The organism is Aeromonas sp. 159 (assembly GCF_963862045.1).
Taxonomy (GTDB): Bacteria; Pseudomonadota; Gammaproteobacteria; order Enterobacterales; family Aeromonadaceae; genus Aeromonas; species Aeromonas veronii.
On the sequence record NZ_CAWLMI010000047.1, the window covers coordinates 1 to 23,012 of the forward strand.

Here is a 23,012-nt window from a genome sequence, read left to right on the forward strand (position 1 = left end):
CGACCATCAGGGTACCCGCTACCGGGAAGCTCATGGTCGGTGCGTGGAAGCCGTAGTCCATCAGCCGCTTGGCCACGTCCATCTCGCTGATGCCGGAAGCCTCCTTGAGCGGACGGATATCCAGGATGCACTCGTGGGCCACCCGACCGTTGCGCCCGGAATAGAGCACCGGGAAGGATTCACCCAGCTTCTTGGCCAGATAGTTGGCGTTGAGGATGGCTACCTGAGTGGATCTCTTCAGCCCCTCGTCCCCCAGCATGGCGATATACATCCAGCTGATGGGCAGGATGCTGGCCGAGCCGAACGGTGCCGCCGACACGGCGCCGTTGTCACGGCTCTCCTTGTCGGTCTTGACCACGGCATGACCAGCCACGAACGGTGCCAGATGCTTCTTCACGCCGATGGGGCCCATGCCCGGGCCGCCACCACCGTGAGGAATGGCGAAGGTCTTGTGCAGGTTGAGGTGAGAGACGTCCGCCCCGATAAAGCCCGGCGCCGTCAACCCGACTTGCGCATTCATGTTGGCGCCGTCCAGATAGACCTGACCACCGTGCTGGTGAACGATGTCGCACACCTCCTTGATGGTCTCCTCATACACCCCGTGGGTGGAGGGGTAAGTCACCATCAAACAGGAGAGTTGATCCCCCGCCTCGGCCGCCTTGGCGCGCAGATCGTCGAGATCCACGTTGCCGGACTTGTCACAGGCGGTGACGATCACCTTGAGCCCCGCCATCTGGGCAGAGGCCGGGTTGGTGCCGTGGGCAGAAGCTGGGATCAGGCAGATGTCGCGATGCCCTTCACCACGGGACTCGTGGTACTTCTTGATGGCGAGCAGACCCGCGTACTCGCCCTGCGCCCCGGAGTTGGGCTGCATGCAGACCGCATCGTAACCGGTCACCTTCACCAGCCAGTTTTCGAGGTCGGCCAGCAGCAGTTGGTAGCCCTTGGCCTGTGCCAGCGGGGCGAACGGGTGCAACTTGCCGAACTCGGGCCAGGTCACCGGGATCATCTCGGCGGTGGCGTTGAGCTTCATGGTGCAGGAGCCGAGTGAAATCATGGCGTAGTTGAGCGCCAGATCCTTGGCTTCGAGACGGTGGATATAACGCAGCATCTCGGTTTCGGAGTGGTACTTGTTGAACACCTCGTGGGTCAGCACGGCGTCGGTGCGCAGCAGATCCTGCGAGATGGCGTGATGGGCCTGCGCCACCTTGTCGAGGGCCTCGATGTCGAGGCCATGGCCTGCCCCTAGGAACAGTTCGAACAACTCGGCCACATCGCCGCGAGTGGTGGTTTCAGAGAGGGAGACCCCTACCGCACCGTCGAGATCGGCGCGCAGGTTGATGCCATTAGCTTCAGCCTTGGCAATAAGTGCTGCTTTATCTGCCGTCAGCACGGTCAGGGTATCGAACCAGCTGGCATGCTTGAGGGGCATGCCCTTGGCCTTGAGGCCAAGGGCCAGAATGGTGGTGAGACGGTGCACGCGGGAGGCGATGGTTTTCAGTCCCACCGGGCCGTGGTAGACGGCGTAGAAGCTCGCCATGTTGGCCAGCAGCACCTGAGCGGTACAGATGTTGGAGTTGGCCTTCTCGCGGCGGATGTGCTGCTCGCGGGTCTGCATCGCCATACGCAGGGCACTCTTGCCACGGGCATCCTTGGAGACACCAATGATACGGCCCGGCATGGAGCGCTTGTAGGCATCGCGGGTGGCGAAGAAGGCGGCGTGGGGGCCACCGTAACCCATGGGCACACCAAAGCGCTGGGCGGAGCCCAACACCACATCGGCGCCCAGCTCGCCCGGGGATTTGAGCAGCAGCAGGGAGAGCAGGTCGGCGCTGACGCAGGCCAGCCCTTTCTGGGCCTGTACCGCGGCAATCAGGGCGCGCAGATCTTTCACCTCACCTGTGGTGGTGGGGTACTGGAACAGGGCACCGAACACCTCTTCGCTCACCGCGTCGCTCGCGGCTCCAACCGCCACGTCGAAACCAAAGTGAACCGCGCGCTCCTTAACCACGTCGATCACCTGCGGGTGCACGTCATCGGCCACGAAGAAGAGGTTGGATTTGGACTTGGCCATCCGCTTGGCCAGCGCCATCGCCTCGGCGGCGGCGGTCGCTTCATCCAGCAGGGAGGCACTCGCCAGATCCATGCCGGTCAGATCCAGCGTCAGCTGCTGGAAGTTGAGCAGGGCTTCGAGACGGCCCTGTGCCAGCTCGGGCTGGTACGGGGTGTAGGCGGTATACCAGCCCGGGTTTTCCAGCACGTTGCGCAAAATGACGTGAGGCACATGAGTATCGTGATAACCCATGCCGATATAGCTCTTGGCAATCTTGTTCTGGGCGGCATAGCCCTTGAGCTTGGCCAGCGCCTCCACTTCGGTCATGCCGGCACCGATCCCCAGCGGACCCGGCAGGCGAATGGCGGCGGGCACGGTCTGTTCAATCAAATCGTCCAGGCTTTCGGCCCCGACGGTCGCCAGCAGCTGGCGCAGCTCTTCCTCGCCCGAGCCGATATGGCGGCGGACAAAATCGGTTTTTTGCTCGAGTTCAAACAGTGACTGGGTCATTTCCCTATTTCCTGATAAATAAGTCCTGGCATGACATCCTGATAACCAAGACCTGATGTTCCTGATCGTCGGCTGATACCGACTCCACTCATGTTCTGGGTCCCGCAGACAGGGTGCGGCACCGGATGCTGCGGCAGCATCAAGAGGGGATCGCCTTGTTGCGAACCGACCTGTTTGCCCCTAGGCTCCTAGGCTGGCAAACGGCAGGCGCGGGCGACTTCACCCTTCCACCGGCCGGTGCTTGCCCGGCTGGCGGTCATACAAAGGGGCCCTGCTGTGTTGGCAGGGCCCGGGGGCATTACTCTTCGTCCACCACGTTCTGGTAGCCTTCGGCATCCAGCAGGTTGGCCAGCTCGCTCTCGTCATCGAGCTTGATGCGGAACAGCCAGCCAGCGCTGTAGGGGTCGGAGTTGACCAGCTCGGGGCTCCCTTCCAGCTCTTCGTTGACGGCGATGATCTCGCCGCTCACCGGGCTGTAGATATCGGAGGCCGCCTTGACCGACTCGGCCACGGCGCAGTCGTCACCGGCACTGACCTGCTTGCCCACTTCCGGCAGCTCGACAAACACCATGTCACCCAGCAGCTCCTGGGCGTGCTCGGTGATACCGACCACGGCCTCGCCGTTGGCTTCAACACGGATCCACTCGTGGGAAGTGGCATATTTCAGTTCGCTCGGGATATGGCTCATTTGTGCTTCCTTTGATCTTTGAGTCGCGTTTAAAAACGAATATGAAAAGGGATGGGGGAGGCACTGCCCTCCCCCAAGACGATGTTAAACCAGCTTCTGGCCGTTACGGACGAAAGCGGGCTTGGTGACCTTCACGGTGACCAGTTTCTTGCGGATCTCCACCTCGGCCAGTTCACCGATATCACGGGGCACCCGTGCCAGGGCAATACTGTAGCCCAGGGTGGGGGAGAAAGAGCCGGAGGTGATCACACCTTCCCGCTTCTCACCGTTTGCCGCAGTGAAGGTAACGGGCATACCGGCACGCAGCACCCCTTTCTCTTCCATCACCAGACCCACCAGCTTGGGCTGGTTGCCCGCCGCTTTCTGCGCTTCCAGCACGTCACGGCCGATGAAATTGCGATCGCTCGGCTCCCAGGCGATGGTCCAGGCCATGTTGGCGGCGAGTGGAGAGACTGACTCGTCCATATCCTGACCATAGAGGTTCATCCCCGCTTCGAGGCGCAGGGTATCGCGGGCACCGAGGCCGCACGGGGCGACGCCGTTATCCAGCAGCGCTTGCCACAGCTCGCAGGCTTTCTCTTGCGGCACCACGATTTCATAACCATCTTCGCCGGTGTAGCCGGTTGTGGCGATAAAGAGATCGCCAGCCTGCACGCCGAAGAAGGGTTTCATCCCCACCACGGCGGTACGCTGAGCGGCGCTCAGCACGGCTGCGGCCTTGACCTTGGCGTTGGGGCCCTGCACCGCAATCATCGCAAGCTCGGGACGCTCGGTCACTGTGATGTCGAAATCGATGGCGTGATGGCGGATCCAGGCCAGATCCTTCTCGCGGGTAGCGGAGTTGACCACCAGTCGGTAGAAGGTATCGGTCAGGTAATAGGTGATGAGGTCATCGATCACACCGCCTTCCGGATTGAGCATGCCGCTGTAGAGGGCCTTGCCGGGGGCTGTGAGTTTGGCCACATCGTTGGCCAGCAGGTGTTGCAGAAAGGCTTTGACCCGTTCGCCGGTCAAATCGACGATGGTCATGTGGGAGACATCGAACATACCGGCATCGCTGCGCACCGCGTGGTGCTCTTCCAGCTGGGAGCCGTAGTTGATGGGCATTTCCCAACCGTGGAAGTCCACCATCTTGGCGCCGGCTTCCAGGTGTTTGGGATGCAGTACAGTAGTCTGGATCATCGCATTCTTTCCTTAGCAAAAAGCCTTTTCGCTTTGGCGACCACCCTTGCGACCCGCGCCACCGCTCTGACTGCACTACGTACAGCAAAAAGCGACCGGATCCAAAAGTGTGTGCTCGCTCCTGCCCTTGCCAGGCAAGAGGGATTCCTTGAACGGAGCGGATTATATGACAAGCAGGCGAGCGTGCCGCTCAAAAAAAACTAATCCCCTCCCGTAAAACTGACTCCAGACACTAAGATAAATGCAGTGATAAAAACAGCCATAAGCCGACTCAGGCGAGATTAAATTTTGATTTTTACCGTTTCGTCACAATTTGCAGAAAAACGTTTCGCTCCAGAGCAAAATTAAAGGCTGACACCCAAAACGGGTCATCAGCCTTGTCGGATTACTTTTGCTGTCAAAAATGGCGAGTAATATTAGTTTTTTTCACCCTTGGCCTGCATGGCACTGCCCTTGGTCGCCGCAACGACCCAGTCAGGACGGGCCAATGCGGGCAACTCGCCCTCCAGTCCCATGGCGGCGCGGATCACCCCCTCCTTGAAGGGCGTCAGCAGATTGGCTGCCCGCAATCCCACGCCCCGCACCAGCTTCTTGAGCGGGTTGGCCCCGCTGAACAGCCGCTTGAGCCCTTCCATCGCAGCGAGCATGCGAGCCGCTTCGCTCTTGCGCCAGCGCTCGTAGCTGCGCAGGTTGGCGAGCAGGCCGATATCCTCACCCGCGGCATGATTTTGCAAGATCTGCTCCGCCAGCGCGGCAGCATCCAGCAGGCCAAGGTTGACCCCCTGCCCCGCCAGCGGATGGATGGTATGGGCGGCATCTCCCACCAGCACCAGCCGCTCGCGGGCAAAGTCGCGAGCATAGCGGGCGGTAAGCGGAATCGCGCTGCGCGGCCCCTCCACCTTGCACAGACCGAGCCGGGCATCGAAGGCGGCGGTGAGCTGGCGATTGAACTGCTCGTCATCGCAGGCACAGAGCGCCTCGGCACGAGCCGCAGGCAGCGACCAGACGATGGAGCAGAGGTTCTCTTGCCACAGTGGCAGGAAGGCGAGCGGACCATCCGGGGTGAAGATCTGGCGAGCAACAGCTTCATGGGGTTCGGCGCAGCGCACCGTCGCCACCAGGGCGTGGTGGCCATAATCCCAGCTGGTAAGCGGGATATCAGCCTGACGGCGCACCCAGGAGTGGGCGCCATCGGCAGCCACCACCAGTTTGGCCGAGATGGCCTGACCATCTTCAAGGAGCAGCAGGGCGCCCGCCGGGCCGCTCTGCAGGCTCTTGGCTCTGGCGGGGGTCAGCAACTGGATATTGCTGGCACCTTCAATCTCATCAAGCAGTGCCAGCTGGATCACCCGATTCTCGACGATGTGGCCGAGGTTGGCCTGACGCAGGCTGGCGGCATCGAAGTCGATATGGCCGAAGCTGTCCCGTTCCCACACCGCCATCTTGTCGTAGGCCTGCAGGCGGCGCGCTTCAATGCCGTCCCAGGCGCCGACATGGCGCAGGATCTGCTGGCTGGCCAGACTCAGGGCGCTGACCCGGTTATCGGCCACCTCCCCCAGCTGCGGGTCGGGCAGTTGTCCCTCCACCACCAGCACCTTGAGGGCGCTATGTTTCAAGGCCGCAGCGAGCCCCAGCCCCACCATGCCGCCACCGACAATCACCACATCCACATTTTGCATCTGCATCATCTCATCCTTTCAGGGCTGACCGACTGGCCAGCGAGGGGACGCCCGCAGGCATCACCTCTTTATTCAATAGGTTTTGATCAACGAATGACGGTCACCATCTTCCGGTCAACAGGTTCCACTCAACAAGTGCTGGCTAGTTGCCGCACACATCGGCGACAAAGCCCAGGGTGCGCGAGGCAAGCGGCGCCTTGAGGCACGGGAATCGCCCCATCAGGGTGAGCGCCAGATTGCGCCCAGCCACCAGCGGGTCGTGACCATTGGAGAAGAGCTGGGCCAGCGAAGAAGTGAGCCAGACGGTCTGCGCCTGATCGCGCTGACGCTGCTGCCAGTAGCCACTCAGTACCTTGAAGCTGCCGATATCCTCCCCCTCTGCTAACGCCTTGGCTACGGCGCCGGTAAGCAGGTCCAGATCCCGCATCCCGAGGTTGAAGCCCTGTCCGGCAATCGGGTGCAGGGCGTGGGCGGCATTACCGACCAGCACGGTGCGCTGGGCCAGCGGATAGTCGCAGGCGGTCAGAATGAGCGGATAGACATTACGCACGCCGCATCGCTCGAAGCGACCGAGCCGCCAGCCAAAGGCCTGCTGCAGACGGGCAAGAAACGCCGCCTCATCGAGGGCCATCAGCTCATCCACCTCATGCTGCCCGACGCTCCATACCAGCGAGGAGAGCCCCTCCTGCATCGGCAACAGGGCCAGCGGCCCCCCTTCGGTAAAACGCTCGAAGGCGCGTCCCTCAGGGTCTTGCGCCGTTTTGACCGTGGCGATGATGGCGTGCTGCTCAAAGTCGTGGCGGGTCACCGGCAACTTGAAGTGCTGACGCACAAAGGAGTTGCCGCCGTCCGCCGCCACCAGCAGGCGGGTCTCAATCTGTTCACCGCTCTCGAGGGTGAGGGTCACCTTCTCCTCATCGGGCGCAATCTCGCTCACCCGGGCCGGACAACAGACCCGGAGATTGGGCGAGGCCGCCATCGCCCGTTGCAGCTCATGACCGGCAGTTGCAAGCTCGATCACCTGGCCCAGAGCAAGCAAACCGTATTCGGCAGCCGAAAGGCGAGCCTGACCGAAGTGGCCCCGATCCGAGACATGAATCTGGGTAATGGGGGCGCAATAGGGGGCAAACAGCGGCCAGAGTCCGCGTCGCAACAGCGCATCACAGGTACCGGCCGAGAGCGCAATGGCGCGAGCGTCGAACCCAGAATGGGTGTGCTGTTCGGGGACGCTTGCCTCCAGCAGCAGGATCTCGAGGGGGGAGCCATCGGATCGAAACAGGGCTGCCAGCGAGAGGGCCAGCACGGCACCGCTCATTCCACCGCCGACCAGGGTGACATCGACCTGTCGCACATCAGATTGAGACATAAGCAGAGAGGAAGAAGTGAAAAAGGTGGCCTCATGCTATCACAAAGCCGCTGGCCGAATGCGAGGTCACCGGCAAAAAACCGGTTGCGCCTCACAGGGTTAGCCACCACAAGGAAATAAAAAAGAGCGCCATCAGGCGCTCTTGCTGATTCAGTAAGGGTCTCGTTGACCCGCACCTCAATGAAGGGTCGGCGGCGAGCTCGGGGTATCGGGGCGCTTGCCAAACTCTTCGAAGGCCATCATGACACCCAGTTTGACGTGTTCGTAGAGCACCAGGAAAGAGGCTTCGTTCTCGTCATCTTCCTGATCGAACTCGGCGGAGACCTGAGTGATGCTGGCGATATCCTGGATCATCTCCTGCAGCTCTTCCGACGCGCGGGAGAGCTCCTGCTGCACCACGCCGAAACCGGCCAGAAACGCCTGTGACCAGTCCACCAGCGAATCGATGCGCTCATCAAGGGGGGCATCATCACTTGGCAGCAGCAGCTCGACGCCTTTCTGAGCCATCAAGCTCTCGACCACATTGTGATAAAGATCGGTCATCACCTGGCGCACCGAGGCCGGCAGGCCAAAACCGTCGTTCACCAGATCGTTGAAATGGGGCACCCAACTCTTGTCGTCCAGTGCAACACCGCCGCACACCAGACCGCAGATCACACCATGGGCCTCGACTGCACTGGCCATCAGCTCATGCTGCTCCATGATGTCGGCCACAGCCGCATATTTAAGGGGGTTTGTTTTGCTCATAGAGGATCCGCTCAAAGTTCAGTCAAATTTGCAGAATTAATGGTCAGGATCCTAGCATTCTCCCTCTTGCAGAGCCAGCAAGGCCTTGAAACTTATGCATCTGCGCTATATAGTCCCGCCCAGTTGTCCACGTGGATAAAGGCGGAAATCAGCTCCGCCGTATTGAGGAAGGCATGAGCACAGAGGCCGTAGAAATCGTCATTTTGGGACGTCCCTACAAGGTATCCTGTCCCTTGGGACAGCAGGATGCCCTGCGCCAGGCCGCCGAGCAGCTGACCGACAAGTTGATCGACCTGCGTCAACGTTCCAAAGTCTCCAGCAACGAGCAATTGGCTATCATGGCGGCGCTCAATTTCTGTCATGAGCTCTGCCTTGAAAAAGAGAAGAACCACCAATACTCTGAGACCATGGACAAGCGGATCAAGATGCTGCAGCGCACCATCGAAGCGGCCCTGATCGAGCACGGACAGTATGGTGATTCCAGCGAAGAGGGGCAACAGCCCTAATCGCAAACCGTTTTAAAATTCCCTGGGATGTTTGTCAGCCGGTTCAAGTCCCCGAGCCGATATTCATACCAAACAGGGGATCTGCCTTCTGGCTATTGCGCATGCTCGGCACGACCGAGAAGCCTGCGGTCAGATCCGATCCCCGCCTTGAACCGACGGTTCAAGGGCCCAAACCGGCAACGGCATCTCGGGGTACCAACAGCAAAAGCCCGTCACCAGCGTGACGGGCTTTTTCTTTGCCTGATGATCAACGAACTGTCCCGTCCTGAATATGGTTTACACCTTTCCCCCCAATAAATGGAGAACCCGATGGGACAAGGTGTGAAGCGGACACAGCCATAACGACAAAGCCCGCCAAAAGGCGGGCTTTGTTTTGCAGCAGGCAAGCAAATTTAGATGGCCATCTGCTCGTGGGGGGAGCCATGGTGGCGTAACCAGACAAAACTCAGCGCCACGATCAGCACCATCAGGGTCATGATGGCACCCAGAGTCACCTGACCGGTCATCGGGAAACCGGCCGCCAGCAGGGTCACCACACCGGCCCCCAGATTCTGCATCCCGCCGAGAATGGCACCAGCGGTGCCGGCCTGACCTGGGAAGGGCTCGATGGCACAGGAAGTGGCGGTCGGGTAGAGAATGCCGCTACCGATGAAGTAGACAGCCGCACCACCGACCAGCGAGGCAGCACTCACCACCCCGAACAGCCCCGGTACCAGAATGATGAGGGAGCCGAGCGCCAGAAAGGCGATGCCAAGACGCATCAGTTTGCCCTGAGTCAAACGGAAGCTCAGCTTGGCAGAGAGCCAGGCACCGAACAGATAGCCGGGCAGCGGCAGCACGAACAGCACGCTCACAGTACGGGCGCTCAGTTTCAGCACATCACCCAGCAGCACACCGGCCGCCGCTTCAAATACCGCCAGTCCCGCAAAGGTCGCCATCAGGCAGAGCAGGTTGCCCTGAAACTTGGGGTTGCCCAGTACATGGCGATAGGCAGCACCGACGCGCAGTGGCTGACGAGCAGCAGCAGGCAGAGTCTCACCAAACCAGGCCATGATCGCCAGAGTAGCTACGGCACCAAAACCGAACAGGAACCAGTAACCGGCACGCCAGTTGAACAGCTCGGTCAGCCAGCCACCCAGCACAGGCGCCAGCAGCGGGGAGAAGATCACCCCCATGCTGACCAGACTGTTGGCGCGGTTGAGCTCGGCGCCGTTGTAGCGATCGCGCATCACGGTACGGCTCATGGCGCCACCGGCACCGGTACCCAGCCCCTGAATAAAGCTGCCCACCAGCAGGGCGGCAAAATGGGGGATGACCTGAATGATCAGGGTTCCCACCAGAAACACCATCATGCCGACGATCAGCACCGGACGACGGCCGATGCGATCCGACAGCGGTCCGTAGACAAACTGGGAGAGGCCATAGGGGATCAGGTAGCAAGCCATCACCGCCTGCAACTGGCCCGAGGCCACATTGAAGTCCCCCGCCATCATGGGAATGGAGGGGACATAGAGGGTCTGGGTCATCTGGCCCACAGCGACCATCAGAATGGTCAGTAAAAACAACGGATAAAAACTGTGCCGATCCATATCAGTCCCAAAAAATCGAAAAAATGCTGCCGCCCTCTGGCACAAAATGGCCCAGAGGAATCTGATCACAGAGGCTGTGATGCAATCAAAAACAGTGTTGGAAACAGTAGGCGGGGAGCCCGCCAGACCACCGCACAGGACGCTTGGTGGTATGGGGGCATCATAGTGATTCAGCTCACAGAAAACGAACGAATCTTTATAATCGGCTTGCCTTAGTTTTTCTAATATTACGGGGCAATACGCCCCGTCTGCAGTTCAAAATCAACGTGTTACCATCTGCTGCGCCTGCTTGATCAGCTCATCCGGCTGCTCTTTGCGCGGCGGTATGGTGATCCCCTTCTGGCAGGCAGGCTTCTCGGCCATCCTATCTATCCAGGCTTGCAGATGGGGTAACCCTTCGATGGAGATGCCACTCCAGTCATAAATCCGCACCCAGGGCCAGGTGGCGATATCGGCGATGCTGTACTCGTCCGCCAGATATTCGTGATGAGCCAGATGGCTGTCGAGCACCTCGAACAGGCGGCGCCCCTCTTTCTGGTAGCGTTCGATGGCGGCGGGGATCTTCTCGGGGAAGTAGCGATAGAAGACGTTGGCCTGCCCCATCATGGGCCCTACCCCGCCCATCTGGAACATCAACCACTGAATGGCCTGAGAGCGGCGTTTGGGATCCGCCGGCAACAATTTGCCCGCCTTCTCCGCCAGATAGATAAGGATGGCGCCCGACTCGAATACGGCGAAATCCTCGTTATCCCGATCGACAATGGCCGGAATGCGGCCGTTGGGGTTGATGGCCAAAAATTCCGGCTTCTTCTGATCCAGTGCCGAGAGATCGAGAGGAATAACCCGATAGGGCAATCCCAGCTCTTCCAGTGCAATGGCCACCTTGAAGCCATTGGGGGTTGCGGCGGTGTAAAAGTCGATCATGATTCACTCCTTGTTGGTCATAGCCAGATTGCACGGTTGGAACTGGGTGCAACACCATAGCCGCCTCATCTTGCAACAAGTGACCGGCTCCAGACCATTAAAAAGCGGCGCACCGTAGGCCAAACAAGGCCACGGTGCGCCGCTGGTGCGCTCTGGCAATGGTAGATATTAGTTGATCACGGTGACCGGCTTGCGCTGGCGCAGCATGATCAGGCGGGAAAGCAGCGGGAAGTAGGACTCCAGCTTGCGCAACAGCACCCGGCTGCAGGCAGGCTCGGCCAGCTCCGACTCATCCAGCACGATGCCGTTTGAGACAAAATAGAAACGGGGGTCACGCACATCCGGCCCGCAGACCGTCAGCTCCTTGTCCCCCTTGCGGATCAACAGCGGCAAGACCGGCAAACCGATCGTCTCATCCTCTCCCCGGGCAAATCCGGCATCCTGCCAGGGCGCATCGCCGTCGATCAGCAGGATCGCCGCCTCCGTCTTGGCCGGTTGCCACTGGGCCAGGGGGGTCACGGTGATGTGGGCAAAGTGATCACCATACTCGGGTGATGACCGCAAGATGGCCAACAGTCCCTCGCTGGCAGCTGACACGTTCTGACTCACTAATGACAAATTCATGGTTCACATCCCTATGCTCATGACAGCCTGTATCCGACTGCTGGGATAAGACTAGCGCAGATCTGGTCTATATTGGAGCCGTCAAATCTGGCAGTGGTAATCAATTGGTCGTAGGGGGATAACAGTTGCCATCGCACAAAATACTGGTATCATACCGCGTCCTTTTATCCCCCGTTCTTTAACATCCAGTGGTGAACCTATGCATCCGATGCTGAATATCGCCGTGCGCGCTGCGCGCAACGCCGGTCAAGTTGTAGTAAAAGCCTTCTCCCAGCCCGAGAACATTGAGGCTATCCAAAAAGGCAGCAATGACTTCGTGACCAACGTTGACCGTGAAGCCGAAGCGGCCATCATTCACACCATCAAAAAATCTTACCCTGAGCACAGCATTGTTGCTGAAGAGTCTGGTGAGATTGCCGGTACCAATCCGGACTACCAATGGATCATTGACCCACTGGATGGCACGACCAACCTTGTCAAAGGCATTCCGCACTTTGCCGTTTCCATCGCCCTGCGCGTGAAAGGCAAAACCGAACAAGCCGTTGTTTACGATCCCATCCGTGACGAGCTGTTTACTGCTACCCGTGGTAGCGGCGCACAGCTGAACGGCTACCGTATCCGTGTCGGCAAAGCCAAAGAGCTGGCTGGCACCGTACTGGCTACCGGTTTCCCCTACAAACAAAAGCACCACATCGAGTCCTACCTGAAAATGTTCCAGAGCATGTTCATCGAATGTGCCGACATCCGTCGCTCCGGCTCTGCCGCACTGGATCTGGCCTACGTGGCTGCCGGTCGCGTCGACGGTTTCTGGGAAATCGGCCTCAAGCCCTGGGACACCGCTGCCGGTGAACTGCTGGCCAAAGAAGCCGGCGCCATCGTCACCGACTTCGTAGGTGGTCACAACTACGAAAACTCCGGCAACATCGTGGTTGCCAACCCGCGTGTCCTGAAAGAGATGCTGGGCAAGATCCGTGAAGAGCTGCCGGAGTCTCTAGCTAAATAAGCCAGCCTTCGAGCAGACAGATAAAAAAACCGGCGCAAGCCGGTTTTTTTATTGCTGCGATATGCCCTGTTCGGGCATTCCAACCAACTGCTTATGCTCTTCTTCCCCGTAGCGCACACCCCAACCGCTCGCCCCGTTCCCCATCCCCAAAACCGTTCGTCGCCCTTCTCTCGTTAGCAAATACGCCTTAACCAACCTTCTCGAATATCACCGCGTACAGGCCGGGATAATCATCTGACCTCCCTGTTCGCCCTGACCTTCATCCTCTTATGAAGAACCCCAACCATCAGGCCTCGTAACGATTGCCAGATAAAAAAACACCCGGCACATGGCCGGGTGTCGTGAGGGCATACAAAGCGCCCCGACTTTTATGAATGAAGAGGCCGGCGTACGCCAGCCCCTTTATCAGGCGAGGCGGAAGCGACCGATGGTCTGCTTCAGACCCACCGCCAGCTGGCTCAGCTCCAGACAGGCGCGGGCAGTATGATCCGCCCCCTGCGCCACCTCATTGGCGGACTCGTTGATCCGCTCGACGTTGCGGCCCAGCTCGTCGGAGACCGCATCCTGCTCGCCGCAGGCGCTGGCAATCTGGATCGCCATGTCGGCAATCTGGGCGACCGCCTCTTCAATCTGCTGGATGCCGTTGCTGGTCTGCTCGCTCTGATCCACACACTGGCGGATCATCTCGCAGCTCTGGCCAGTCACCTCTTTGGCCTGATTGGCGCGCGCCTGCAGGGTTTCGATGATGGCCACGATCTCGCCGGTCGATGCCTGGGTACGACCCGCCAGGGTGCGCACCTCGTCGGCCACCACGGCAAAGCCACGGCCTTGCTCGCCGGCGCGGGCGGCTTCGATGGCCGCATTGAGGGCCAGCAGATTGGTCTGCTCGGCGATGCCGCGGATCACATCCACCACCACGTTGATCTGGGCGGATTCACGCTCCAGCTCTGTCACCAGCGTACCGGCCTGCTCGATCTCTTCGGCAACCCGGGTGATTGCCACCAGCGAACGCTGCACATCCTGATTGCCGTTGCGGGCCAGCGCATTGGCTGAGCTGGCAGAGCTGGAGGCGGTTTCGGTATTGCCAGCCACATCGGCCACGGTGGCCTTCATCTGGGTCATGGCGGTCGCCACCAGCGAGATCTCCTGCTGCTGACTCTGAATGCCCTTGGCGGACTGCTCGGAGACGGCGCTCACCTCGTCGATGGCGGTGCCAAGCTGGGTGACCGCAGCCACTACCTCTTCAATCAGACCGCGCAGGTTGTCCTGCATCTTGAGAGAGGCTTTGGCCAGCATGCCCAGCTCGTCGCGGCCGATGTGCTGACGCTCCAGCTGATGGGTCAGATCGCCGGCAGCAATGGCATTGGCCTGAGCCACCACGGCTTGCAGCGGCAGGCAGATCTGGCGGGTCAGGAACCAGGTCATCACCACCATGAACACCAGCAGGGCGCCGATGCTCACCATGGCGAAGGTGGTCACCATGCTGACGCTGCCAAGCAGGCTGCCACGGTTCTCTTTGACGAAACCGAGGTTCACCTGGATCAGCGAGTTGACCGCCTGCTCCAGCGCCCCGAAGAGCGGGTTGGAGGCAAACAGCTGGGTTTTGGCCTGATCATGCTGGCCCTGCACCAGCAGCATATCAAACTCGTTTACCGAACGTTGATAAGTGAGCCACTGTTGTTTGGCTTGGTTAAACACCTGGCGCTCATGATCAGCACCGACGGTCGCCTCATAGGCGTGAAATGCGTTGTCTACTTTCTGGATATTCTGCTGGATCCGGCTGCGGCGAGCCTGCAGATCAGCGGCATCGTTCACCATCAGCAAGGCAAACTGGGCACGACGGACATAGGAGACGTCATAGAGCAGGGTTTCAACCGACAGGACACTCGGCAGCGTAGAGTCGGTAAAGTTCAGCACCCGATCACGCACACCGCGCAATTCACTGGAGAGAAAAACACCGAAGACAACGTTGACTGCGGCAATGACCGCAAAAACCACGGCAATCTTTTTGCCGATGGAGAGATTCTTGTAAAACATGATTGGCTGTTGATCCTCAACTGCTGACAAGCAGGTAAACAGTAGCGATCACATCCGTATGAGCTGATCCCGGCCATTCCTGACGGGAGATGGAAGGTTGCGAAAGCGGGGGAAGGACGATTTCGCGAGGCGCGCACTCTATCACAATATCGCCTAATCCTTCACCAGATTTCACCAAATGAATGCAAGCTGATTTCCTTCACAACCCGACATTCATCACAAAATATTTATAGCGACCAAATCATTTCAAATAGTTAACCGATAAATGCAATCGAGGCAGTGGCATGGACAAGGGGCCATCAACTCGTTGTAATGACCAACATAATCCGATGGCGGAGCGCCATCCCCCTTCGTTGTAACAATTTGCTGTAACAAGAGGCCTTGTTTATGGATAACAGCTCGTATCTGCCCGCTTCAACCTGGTCTGCCCAGCTGCGTGAACAACTGCAGGCGCGGCCACTTACCGCCCTCGGTCTCTTTATCGCGCTGGCTGCCGTCTTGTTGCTGCTGTTGCAGAGTCTCATCATGCTCGCTACCGGCGAGGTGACCAGCGGCGTGCGCTATGGCCTGATCGGTGGTGCCGCCGGGTTTGCCGCCACCGCCATCGGCGCCCTGCCCGCCCTGTTTCTGCGCTCGGTACCGCAAAAGGTAGAGGACACCATGCTGGGCTTTGCCGCCGGCATGATGCTGGCTGCCAGCGCCTTCTCCCTGCTGCTGCCGGGGCTGGAGGCCGCCGAGGGGATTACCGGCAACGGCTTTAGCGCCGCCGCCGTAGTGGTGGTCGGCATGACCCTCGGGGTGCTGTTGATGCTGGGACTTGATCAGTTCACCCCGCACGAACATGACAAAACCGGCCCCTGCGGCCCCGGCCACGAGAGCTGCTCCCGGGTCTGGCTGTTCGTCTTTGCCATCGCCCTGCACAACCTGCCGGAGGGGATGGCCATCGGGGTGAGCTTCTCGCAGGGGGATATGTCGGTGGGGCTGCCGCTCACCACCGCCATCGCGCTGCAGGATATTCCGGAGGGATTGGCGGTAGCGCTGGCCATGTGCGCCGCCGGTTTTCGCCCCTCTGTCGCCGTGCTGGTTGCCATCGCCAGCGGCCTGCTCGAACCGGTTGGCGCCCTGCTCGGGGTCGGGCTCTCCAGCGGCCTTGCCATCGCCTACCCCATCGGACTTGGGCTCGCCGCCGGCGCCATGCTGTTTGTGGTCTCGCACGAGGTGATCCCTGAGACTCACCGCAACGGTCACCAGACCTATGCCACCCTCGGCCTGATGGCGGGCTTTGCCCTGATGATGACCCTCGATACCGCGCTCGGCTAAAGGCCCTCGCCCCTCTCTCATCAATGCTTTTTATCACCCGCGGCGCTCCCATATGGAGCGCCGCACTTCATCTCTCCTTTCGCTTGTGCCTCTCGGCGCCGACGCCATCTTTTGTTATGATCTACAGCAACTTAAATTCAGCCACACGGCTATCAAGACGAGGTCAGCAATGAAAGTAGGTATTATCGGCGCCATGGAGCAAGAAGTAGCCCTGCTGCGCAGCCAGATGAGTAACCCCACCACCCTGCAACTGGGCGGCTGCGAGTTTTATCAAGGGATGCTGGCAGGCAAAGAGGTGATCCTGACCCGCTCCGGTATCGGTAAGGTCGCCGCCAGCGTGGCCACCAGCTTGCTGCTGGAAAAGTTTTCCCCCGACTGCGTCATCAATACCGGCTCTGCGGGCGGCTTTGCCCAGGACCTGCATATCGGTGATGTGGTGATCGCCAGCGAGATGCGTTTCCACGATGTGGACGTGACCGCTTTTGGTTACGAGATGGGCCAGATGGCGCAGCAACCTGCCGCCTTCCCCTGCGACGAGAAGCTCATCGCGGTCGCTCAGGATTGCATCGCCGAGCAGGGCAAGCACCAGACCAAGGTCGGCCTTATCTGCACCGGCGATCAGTTCATGTGCAAACCGGACGCCATCGCCAAGGCTCGCGCCGATTTCCCGCAGATGCTGGCGGTCGAGATGGAAGGTGCCGCGATCGGTCAGGTGTGCCACATGTTCAAGGTGCCCTATCTGGTGGTACGCGCCATGTCCGATATCGCTGGCAAGGAACAGGTTGAATCCTTCGATGCCTTCATCGAAGTGGCCGGCAAGCACTCCGCCGAAGTGATTATCAAGATGCTCGGCAAGCTGTGATCGAGAACGGCTCGTTTGATTTGATGGCCGACGCCCTCCTCTCGACGACGGCGGCCATTCTGGTGGGGGCTGCCCTGCTGGAGGCGGTGATCCCGTGGCCATCCCATCTGCGTCTTTCGGCCGTCACGCCCCTGCTGACCCGGCTGGGGCACAAGGTACACAGACCCGATGGTTCACCCGGCCAGCAAATGCAGGCCGGCCTGCTGGCGATGCTGGTAGTCTGGCTCCCCTGCGCCGCCGGGCTCTGGTCGCTGCGCAATCTGGCCCTGAGCGAGCCGATCTTCGACCTGCTGTTTCTGCTGTTGATGATCGAATCCCGTCCACTGCGCGAACTCGCCCATGCCACCCGCTCGCTCGCCACGCAGGAGACACTGCCGCTGGCGAGATTGCAGGTGGCTCCCTGGCTCAAGCGGGAGACCAGTAATCTCTCGACCATGGGGCTCGCCAAAGCAGTGACGGAGAGCTGTGCCCTGCGTCTGGTCGGCCAATGGGTTGGCCCCTTGATGGGGTACGCTCTCGCGGGGGTACAAGGTGCACTGCTCTGGCGGCTGACTCAGCTGATGAGCCAGGGCTGGAGCATGAAGGATCCCGCGTTTGGCTATTTTGGCCGAGCCACCAGCGCCCTCTATCAGGGGCTCAATGCTCCCACCATCCTGCTGTTGGGGCTGCCGCTCCTGCTCCCGCGGCTCAAGCAGGCCGCACAGCTGCTGCGCAATGGTGCGCTCTGGCCCTATCCCACCATCGGGATGCTGTTGACGCTACTTGCTGACAAGTGCCGGATCCGCCTTGGCGGCCCCCGCTACTATCAGGGAACCTTGCAACGCTGGCCGATACTTGGCAGCGGTGATGACCCCGACGGTGAGTCACCGCGCAAGGTGCTCAATATTCTGCAAGGAATTGGCTGGGGCTGGTTGATGCTGGCGCTGCTTGTCACTGTGGCGGGGTTATTTCATGGTTAGATGGTTGCGATTGCCTATCTGGCTGCCCTGCGTGTTGCTTGCCTGGTTGCCCGCTGCGCTGCAGGCAGCCACTCCGAGCCGGGTGGTGAGCGTAGTACCCCATCTTACCGAGCTGCTTTATGACATCGGTGCCGGTGACAAGCTAGTCGCCATCGACGATGCCTCCGACTATCCTGCAGAAGTGAAAAACAAGCCCAAGGTGGCCAATTATCGCAGCATCAATGTCGAGGCGCTGCTGGCGCAAAAACCGGACCTGACCCTGGGCTGGCGCTCGGCCCAGTCACGCATGCTGGCCCCGCTGGAGCAGCTGGGTATCCCGGTTTTCTACTCTGAGCCTACCGATTTTGCCTCGCTGGCGACCGAGATGCGGGCGCTGGGCAAATTGCTTGGAGTGGAGAAGAGTGCCAACGAAGCCGCCGATCGCTATCTAGCGCGTCTGCATGACCTGCAACAGCGTTATAGCCAGCCAACCGGCGTAAAAGTGTTCTACCAGCTCTGGTACCCTCCACTCACCAGCGTCAGTGGCAATGCCTGGCCGGCTCAGGCCATCGAACTCTGCGGCGGGATCAACGTCATGGCGAATGCCAAGACCCCCTACCCCCAAGTGGACATGGAACAGGTGATAAGAGTCAACCCATCGCTGATCTTGGCAGGGAGTCAAGATCCTGACGCCCTGCGTCACTGGCAGCAGTGGCCAAACCTTGATGCGGTGAAACATCACCGACTGATGCTGGTCAACTCCGATGAGCTGCACCGATTCACCCCAAGAGCCCTCAATGCGGTGGAAGATATATGCAGAGCGATCAGAAAGTAACAAAAGCCAAAGAGACCAAGACCTGAGTGATACCCTTGGCTTTAAAACCGTTTTTATGAATTGATCACACTCTTTACAGAAAAAGCTGGTACTTTATTTGCTAGCATATGATTCATCTACTGTTTTTGAGACGAGATGCCCACAATGTTCAACGATAAAACGCTACTCATAACTGGTGGCACTGGCTCGTTTGGCCAGCGATTGGTCAAGACAGTACTGGAACGTTATAAACCCAAACGCCTTATCATCTATTCTCGTGACGAGCTGAAACAGTTCGAGATGCAGCAAGAGTTCGACGATTCCTGCATGCGTTATTTCATTGGGGATGTCAGAGACGCCAACCGCCTTACCATGGCAATGCGTGGAGTGGATTACGTGGTTCATGCAGCCGCACTGAAACAGGTTCCTGCCGCAGAATACAACCCCATGGAGTGCATCAAAACAAATATCCATGGTGCTGAGAACGTCATCCAGGCGGCCCTGCTCAATCAAGTCAAAAAGGTTATCGCCCTCTCAACTGACAAAGCTGCCAACCCGATCAATCTCTATGGCGCCACCAAGCTCGCATCAGACAAACTCTTCGTGGCGGCCAACAACATTGCGGGGCAAGACCCCACCCGTTTTGCAGTCGTTCGGTACGGCAACGTTGTTGGTTCCCGCGGTTCTGTTGTTCCCTTCTTCCAAAAGCTGATTGATCAGGGTATTGATGCCTTGCCCATCACCCATGAAGAGATGACTCGTTTCTGGATCACCTTGCAACAAGGGGTGGATTTCGTCTTGGATAATTTTGGGCGGATGAAGGGGGGGGAAATATTCGTTCCCAAATTGCCATCTGTTCGCATCACAGATTTGGCCAGTGCCATGGCACCAAACCTGCCACACAAGATCATCGGCATTCGTCCGGGAGAGAAGCTCCATGAAGTGATGTGCCCTGCCGATGACTCTTATCACACCTTTGAATTTGATGACTTCTTCGTGATCGGCCCAACAATCAACTTCAATAATCGCAACAACGACTTCTCCAAGACAGCTGCGGGCGAAAAAGGAAAGATGGTCGAGCAGGGATTTGAATACAACTCTCGAAGCAACCCTGACTTTTTCTCCATTGAACAGCTACAGAAGATGAACCAGAGCAAGGTAGCAGAATGATCCCCTACGGCCGTCAATCTATCAGCCAGGCAGATATCGATGCTGTCGTGGAAGTGCTCAAGTCCGACTTCCTGACCCAAGGGCCGGTCGTTCCACGCTTCGAGCAAGCGGTTGCCGACTACTGTGGAGCTAAATTTGGGGTGGCGGTCAATTCAGGTACTGCAGCACTCCATATCGCCTGTCTGGCGCTGGGCGTTGGCCCCAGCGACTGGGTCTGGACATCCCCTATCAGCTTCGTGGCATCAGCCAATTGCGCTCTCTATTGCGGTGCACAAGTCGACTTCGTCGACATTGAATCAGATACCGGCAACATGTGCGCAGTGGAACTGGAGAGGAAGCTGATTGCCGCCAAGGCGGAAGGGAAACTACCCAAGGTAGTAATACCGGTGCACTTTGCCGGCCTCCCCTGCGATATGCAGGAGATCCACCGCCTAGGGCAAGAGTATGGCTTTCGGATCATCGAGGATGCCTGCCACGCCCTGGGGGCTCGCTATCACGATGAACCCACCGGCAACGGCCGCTACAGCGACATCACCGTCTTCAGCTTCCACCCGGTGAAGATCATCACCACTGGTGAAGGGGGAATGGCCATGACCAACGACCCTGCGCTTGCCAAGACGATGCGCATGCTCCGTAGCCATGGCATCACCCGTGAACCGGAAGACTTTATCAATGAGCCGGACGGCCCTTGGTACTATGAGCAGCAGATGCTCGGCTTCAACTACCGTATGACCGATATCCAGGCAGCGCTGGGATTAAGCCAGATGCTGAAATTAGATGAATTCTTAACACAACGGAAAATAATTGAACATAAATATCAACAAGAAATAGATACATCACATGCTTCATTCTTGACAAAACTTAATGACAGGGAGTCAGCCAGACATCTAATGATCATTCTTGTCAACAAGAAAAAAAGGGATTTTTTATACAGCCATTTAAATAAAAATGGCATTGGGATAAACGTTCATTATATCCCTATATACTTGCAGCCATATTACAAAGAAAAGTATGAGCCACTTGTAAACGCATCGAAATTTTACTCAACATGTATGACTATCCCTATGTTTCCGGCACTGGGGGACAGGGATCTCAACATTACTATTTTAACTATAAATTCACTATTATGGACATAGCATATGTTGAATGAATCTACAAAAGAAAATTTACGAAGAAAATCAGGTTACATAGACATTGTCCAGATAGTTGAAGGACACCCCCTATTTAGTTGGATTGATATAAATGTAACTGAACTCTGCAATAGAAAATGCATTTTTTGCCCCCGGGTTGACCCTGATAAATACCCTAATCAAAATATACATATGAGCATAGATTTAGCTAAAGAAATTGGAAATCAACTTGAGATGCTAAACTATAACGGTGTAGTTGTGTTCTCGGGATATTCGGAGCCAATGCAATGTCCACATCTAGAAGAAATTATAGCTGCTTTTCCTAAAAAAATAAGATTAGAAATGGTGACCAATGGTGATTTTTTAAAGCCAGAGAAAATCAAAAGACTATATGAAGCTGGATTAAACTATTTTGTAGTAAGTATGTATGATGGTCCAGAACAAACTGAGAAGTTCAAAAAAATGTTTAACGATGCAGGCTTAAATGAAAATAGCTACATTCTGAGAGACCGTTGGCATAATAAAGAAGATAGTTTTGGGCTAAAATTAACAAACCGAGCTGGTACAATAACGATCGGTGATCAACCGGAAACAGAGCCAACCCACCCTTGCTATTACACGGCATACTCACTAACCATTGATTGGAATGGCGATGTAATGTTATGTATGCAAGACTGGAATAAAAAAATAAAATTTGGTAATGCGTCTCAACAACCATTGGTTGATATATGGAATAGCAAGGCACTCAATAGTTACCGTAAAAAACTAATCAATGGCAATCGAACATGCTCACCATGTTATAAGTGCAATACTGATGGCACATTACATGGACATAACCACGCAACTATTTGGAATGAAATACTAAAATGAGTAATACAAAAAATAATATTTTGTTCGACAATATTCACACCATAAAGAAACAAATGCATTTAGATGAGATGATGGTGAGAACATGTAGAGAAATCATTGCTTTAGATAATGACACCCCATTTTCAGATTCATGTACAATATGTGGTAGTCATTTGATCGAATACTTTACTGAGCGATATGGATTTACGCTTTCACGCTGTTGTGAGTGTGCACACATATTTTGCAATCCTATGCCAAATAAAAATCAGCTAGATTATTACTATAATAGTGAAATGAAAGATTTCGAAAATGAGTTCTTTATAGAATCATTTGAAAATAGAGTGCCAATATTTGAACGCAGGATTGATATTATCAAAAAATATCTTTCATGCGGAAAGCTATTGGATGTAGGTAGCGCAATTGGCATTTTCTTAACCGCCATAACACGGCAAAATTTAGCGTACGAATTATTCTCCTGTGACCCATCAGCGTCAGCTTGCCGCCTTATTGAAGAAAATTTTTGCAATGTCAAAACATTCCAATGCATGGTGGAAGATCTAAATATATCCTCGTACTTTGATGCTATTACTATGTGGGATACATTAGAACATGTAATGGCCCCAATAACTGTCGCAAATAAAATTCATTCATTACTTAAAAAAAATGGTTTTTGGTTTTTCTCAACACCGAATACTAGTAGTTTTGAATGGATGACGGCAGGTGACAAGCATGTCCAAATTCTTCCTCCTGGGCATATTAATTTGTTTAACCTATCGTCAATAGATATTTTATTAAAAAAATCTGGCTTTAAATTAATAGAAACTCACACCTTGAATGGCTCATTAGACATCAGCTATGTACAAAAATTAATTAAATCATCACCATCATTTCAAAAAAGCTTAGGTGCCTTTTTAAATAGCCATATTACTGATCAAAATTTCGCAGATCTGTTTGCTGATTTTTTGGTAAAAACAAAAACTGCTGGAAATATTTTTGTAATCGCACAAAAAGAGGGCTAATA

Annotated in this window: 20 protein-coding genes and 1 other RNA gene; 11 read left to right on the top strand and 10 right to left on the bottom strand. The window is 56.7% G+C overall.

All coding sequences use genetic code 11. From position 1 onward, the window contains the following. From gcvP to AACR14_RS09690, 6 genes are all read right to left on the bottom strand, one after another. Positions 1-2,563 (bottom strand): aminomethyl-transferring glycine dehydrogenase (gene gcvP, locus AACR14_RS09665; protein WP_019446005.1); only part of this gene is annotated, 2,563 nt, incomplete at its 3' end. Positions 2,564-2,861: 298 nt separating this feature from the next. Further along, the gene (gene gcvH / locus AACR14_RS09670) at positions 2,862-3,251 is read right to left on the bottom strand and encodes a glycine cleavage system protein GcvH (RefSeq protein WP_005333898.1); all 390 of its coding nucleotides are present in this window, start codon (positions 3,249-3,251) and stop codon (positions 2,862-2,864) included. A gap of 84 nt (positions 3,252-3,335) precedes the next feature. Beyond that, positions 3,336-4,433, bottom strand: a complete 1,098-nt coding sequence (gene gcvT, locus AACR14_RS09675) for a glycine cleavage system aminomethyltransferase GcvT (protein WP_005346577.1) — start codon at positions 4,431-4,433, stop codon at positions 3,336-3,338. 416 nt (positions 4,434-4,849) lie between these two features. Continuing rightward, positions 4,850-6,118 carry an FAD-dependent 2-octaprenylphenol hydroxylase gene (locus AACR14_RS09680; protein WP_019446006.1) on the bottom strand — a complete coding sequence of 423 codons (1,269 nt, stop codon included), beginning with the start codon at positions 6,116-6,118 and terminating at the stop codon, positions 4,850-4,852. 136 nt (positions 6,119-6,254) lie between these two features. Continuing rightward, positions 6,255-7,478, bottom strand: a complete 1,224-nt coding sequence (gene ubiH, locus AACR14_RS09685) for a 2-octaprenyl-6-methoxyphenyl hydroxylase (RefSeq protein ID WP_019446007.1) — start codon at positions 7,476-7,478, stop codon at positions 6,255-6,257. A 177-nt stretch (positions 7,479-7,655) separates the two neighbouring features. Further along, positions 7,656-8,225: a UPF0149 family protein gene (locus AACR14_RS09690; RefSeq protein WP_019446008.1), complete on the bottom strand. Its 570-nt coding sequence runs from the start codon at positions 8,223-8,225 to the stop codon at positions 7,656-7,658. Positions 8,226-8,398: 173 nt separating this feature from the next. Between AACR14_RS09690 and zapA the strand changes: the two genes are divergently transcribed. Next, on the top strand, positions 8,399-8,731 hold the full coding sequence (gene zapA, locus AACR14_RS09695) for a cell division protein ZapA (RefSeq protein WP_005333910.1): 333 nt from the start codon (positions 8,399-8,401) through the stop codon (positions 8,729-8,731). Between the two features lie 16 nt (positions 8,732-8,747). After that, positions 8,748-8,929, top strand: a non-coding RNA gene (ssrS, locus tag AACR14_RS09700) — 6S RNA. Positions 8,930-9,123: 194 nt separating this feature from the next. On the opposite strand, the gene emrD is transcribed toward ssrS, so the two are convergent. The 3 genes from emrD to AACR14_RS09715 form a co-directional block, all read right to left on the bottom strand. Next, positions 9,124-10,320 (bottom strand): multidrug efflux MFS transporter EmrD, encoded by a 1,197-nt coding sequence (gene emrD, locus AACR14_RS09705; RefSeq protein ID WP_005333920.1) that lies wholly within the window; start codon positions 10,318-10,320, stop codon positions 9,124-9,126. 261 nt (positions 10,321-10,581) lie between these two features. After that, positions 10,582-11,244 (bottom strand): glutathione S-transferase family protein, encoded by a 663-nt coding sequence (locus tag AACR14_RS09710; protein ID WP_019446010.1) that lies wholly within the window; start codon positions 11,242-11,244, stop codon positions 10,582-10,584. A gap of 168 nt (positions 11,245-11,412) precedes the next feature. Further along, positions 11,413-11,868, bottom strand: coding sequence for a hypothetical protein (locus AACR14_RS09715; RefSeq protein ID WP_019446011.1), 456 nt, complete (start codon positions 11,866-11,868; stop codon positions 11,413-11,415). A 199-nt stretch (positions 11,869-12,067) separates the two neighbouring features. Between AACR14_RS09715 and suhB the strand changes: the two genes are divergently transcribed. Further along, complete coding sequence (gene suhB / locus AACR14_RS09720) at positions 12,068-12,871, top strand: inositol-1-monophosphatase (protein WP_005352992.1); 804 nt, start codon at positions 12,068-12,070, stop codon at positions 12,869-12,871. A 405-nt stretch (positions 12,872-13,276) separates the two neighbouring features. On the opposite strand, the gene AACR14_RS09725 is transcribed toward suhB, so the two are convergent. Further along, positions 13,277-14,908, bottom strand: a complete 1,632-nt coding sequence (locus tag AACR14_RS09725) for a methyl-accepting chemotaxis protein (RefSeq protein ID WP_019446012.1) — start codon at positions 14,906-14,908, stop codon at positions 13,277-13,279. A gap of 387 nt (positions 14,909-15,295) precedes the next feature. On the opposite strand from AACR14_RS09725, the gene AACR14_RS09730 reads away from it, so the two are divergent. The 8 genes from AACR14_RS09730 to AACR14_RS09765 all read left to right on the top strand — a co-directional run bounded on the left by AACR14_RS09730 (position 15,296) and on the right by AACR14_RS09765 (position 23,010). Further along, on the top strand, positions 15,296-16,228 hold the full coding sequence (locus AACR14_RS09730) for a ZIP family metal transporter (RefSeq protein ID WP_019446013.1): 933 nt from the start codon (positions 15,296-15,298) through the stop codon (positions 16,226-16,228). A gap of 169 nt (positions 16,229-16,397) precedes the next feature. Next, on the top strand, positions 16,398-17,090 hold the full coding sequence (gene mtnN, locus AACR14_RS09735) for a 5'-methylthioadenosine/S-adenosylhomocysteine nucleosidase (protein ID WP_019446014.1): 693 nt from the start codon (positions 16,398-16,400) through the stop codon (positions 17,088-17,090). Next, positions 17,087-18,049 carry a cobalamin biosynthesis protein CobD/CbiB gene (locus AACR14_RS09740; RefSeq protein ID WP_019446015.1) on the top strand — a complete coding sequence of 321 codons (963 nt, stop codon included), beginning with the start codon at positions 17,087-17,089 and terminating at the stop codon, positions 18,047-18,049. Before mtnN ends, AACR14_RS09740 begins: the two co-directional genes overlap by 4 nt. Then, positions 18,042-18,863: a cobalamin-binding protein gene (locus AACR14_RS09745; RefSeq protein ID WP_026035014.1), complete on the top strand. Its 822-nt coding sequence runs from the start codon at positions 18,042-18,044 to the stop codon at positions 18,861-18,863. The genes AACR14_RS09740 and AACR14_RS09745 overlap by 8 nt, the downstream gene beginning before the upstream one ends. A gap of 144 nt (positions 18,864-19,007) precedes the next feature. Then, on the top strand, positions 19,008-20,012 hold the full coding sequence (gene pseB / locus AACR14_RS09750) for a UDP-N-acetylglucosamine 4,6-dehydratase (inverting) (RefSeq protein WP_019446017.1): 1,005 nt from the start codon (positions 19,008-19,010) through the stop codon (positions 20,010-20,012). Further along, the gene (pseC, locus tag AACR14_RS09755; protein ID WP_019446018.1) at positions 20,009-21,148 is read left to right on the top strand and encodes a UDP-4-amino-4,6-dideoxy-N-acetyl-beta-L-altrosamine transaminase; all 1,140 of its coding nucleotides are present in this window, start codon (positions 20,009-20,011) and stop codon (positions 21,146-21,148) included. The genes pseB and pseC overlap by 4 nt, the downstream gene beginning before the upstream one ends. A gap of 3 nt (positions 21,149-21,151) precedes the next feature. Next, a complete protein-coding gene (locus AACR14_RS09760) occupies positions 21,152-22,012 on the top strand; it encodes a radical SAM/SPASM domain-containing protein (RefSeq protein WP_075115158.1) in 861 nt (286 codons plus the stop codon). Further along, entirely contained in the window at positions 22,009-23,010 is a 1,002-nt protein-coding gene (locus AACR14_RS09765) for a class I SAM-dependent methyltransferase (protein ID WP_075115159.1), read from the top strand. Before AACR14_RS09760 ends, AACR14_RS09765 begins: the two co-directional genes overlap by 4 nt. Positions 23,011-23,012 lie beyond the last annotated feature (2 nt).

What these genes read in the sequence shown, in the direction of transcription:
- AACR14_RS09760 (WP_075115158.1), top strand. Translation starts at nt 21,152, where the DNA reads ATGTTGAATGAATCTACAAAAGAAAATTTACGAAGAAAATCAGGTTAC.
- pseB (WP_019446017.1), top strand. Translation starts at nt 19,008, where the DNA reads ATGTTCAACGATAAAACGCTACTCATAACTGGTGGCACTGGCTCGTTT.
- zapA (WP_005333910.1), top strand. Translation starts at nt 8,399, where the DNA reads ATGAGCACAGAGGCCGTAGAAATCGTCATTTTGGGACGTCCCTACAAG.
- AACR14_RS09765 (WP_075115159.1), top strand. Translation starts at nt 22,009, where the DNA reads ATGAGTAATACAAAAAATAATATTTTGTTCGACAATATTCACACCATA.
- gcvT (WP_005346577.1), bottom strand. Translation starts at nt 4,433, where the DNA reads ATGATCCAGACTACTGTACTGCATCCCAAACACCTGGAAGCCGGCGCC.
- emrD (WP_005333920.1), bottom strand. Translation starts at nt 10,320, where the DNA reads ATGGATCGGCACAGTTTTTATCCGTTGTTTTTACTGACCATTCTGATG.
- AACR14_RS09690 (WP_019446008.1), bottom strand. Translation starts at nt 8,225, where the DNA reads ATGAGCAAAACAAACCCCCTTAAATATGCGGCTGTGGCCGACATCATG.
- AACR14_RS09680 (WP_019446006.1), bottom strand. Translation starts at nt 6,118, where the DNA reads ATGCAGATGCAAAATGTGGATGTGGTGATTGTCGGTGGCGGCATGGTG.
- AACR14_RS09730 (WP_019446013.1), top strand. Translation starts at nt 15,296, where the DNA reads ATGGATAACAGCTCGTATCTGCCCGCTTCAACCTGGTCTGCCCAGCTG.
- AACR14_RS09710 (WP_019446010.1), bottom strand. Translation starts at nt 11,244, where the DNA reads ATGATCGACTTTTACACCGCCGCAACCCCCAATGGCTTCAAGGTGGCC.
- suhB (WP_005352992.1), top strand. Translation starts at nt 12,068, where the DNA reads ATGCATCCGATGCTGAATATCGCCGTGCGCGCTGCGCGCAACGCCGGT.
- gcvH (WP_005333898.1), bottom strand. Translation starts at nt 3,251, where the DNA reads ATGAGCCATATCCCGAGCGAACTGAAATATGCCACTTCCCACGAGTGG.
- mtnN (WP_019446014.1), top strand. Translation starts at nt 16,398, where the DNA reads ATGAAAGTAGGTATTATCGGCGCCATGGAGCAAGAAGTAGCCCTGCTG.
- AACR14_RS09725 (WP_019446012.1), bottom strand. Translation starts at nt 14,908, where the DNA reads ATGTTTTACAAGAATCTCTCCATCGGCAAAAAGATTGCCGTGGTTTTT.
- AACR14_RS09745 (WP_026035014.1), top strand. Translation starts at nt 18,042, where the DNA reads ATGGTTAGATGGTTGCGATTGCCTATCTGGCTGCCCTGCGTGTTGCTT.
- pseC (WP_019446018.1), top strand. Translation starts at nt 20,009, where the DNA reads ATGATCCCCTACGGCCGTCAATCTATCAGCCAGGCAGATATCGATGCT.
- ubiH (WP_019446007.1), bottom strand. Translation starts at nt 7,478, where the DNA reads ATGTCTCAATCTGATGTGCGACAGGTCGATGTCACCCTGGTCGGCGGT.
- AACR14_RS09715 (WP_019446011.1), bottom strand. Translation starts at nt 11,868, where the DNA reads ATGAATTTGTCATTAGTGAGTCAGAACGTGTCAGCTGCCAGCGAGGGA.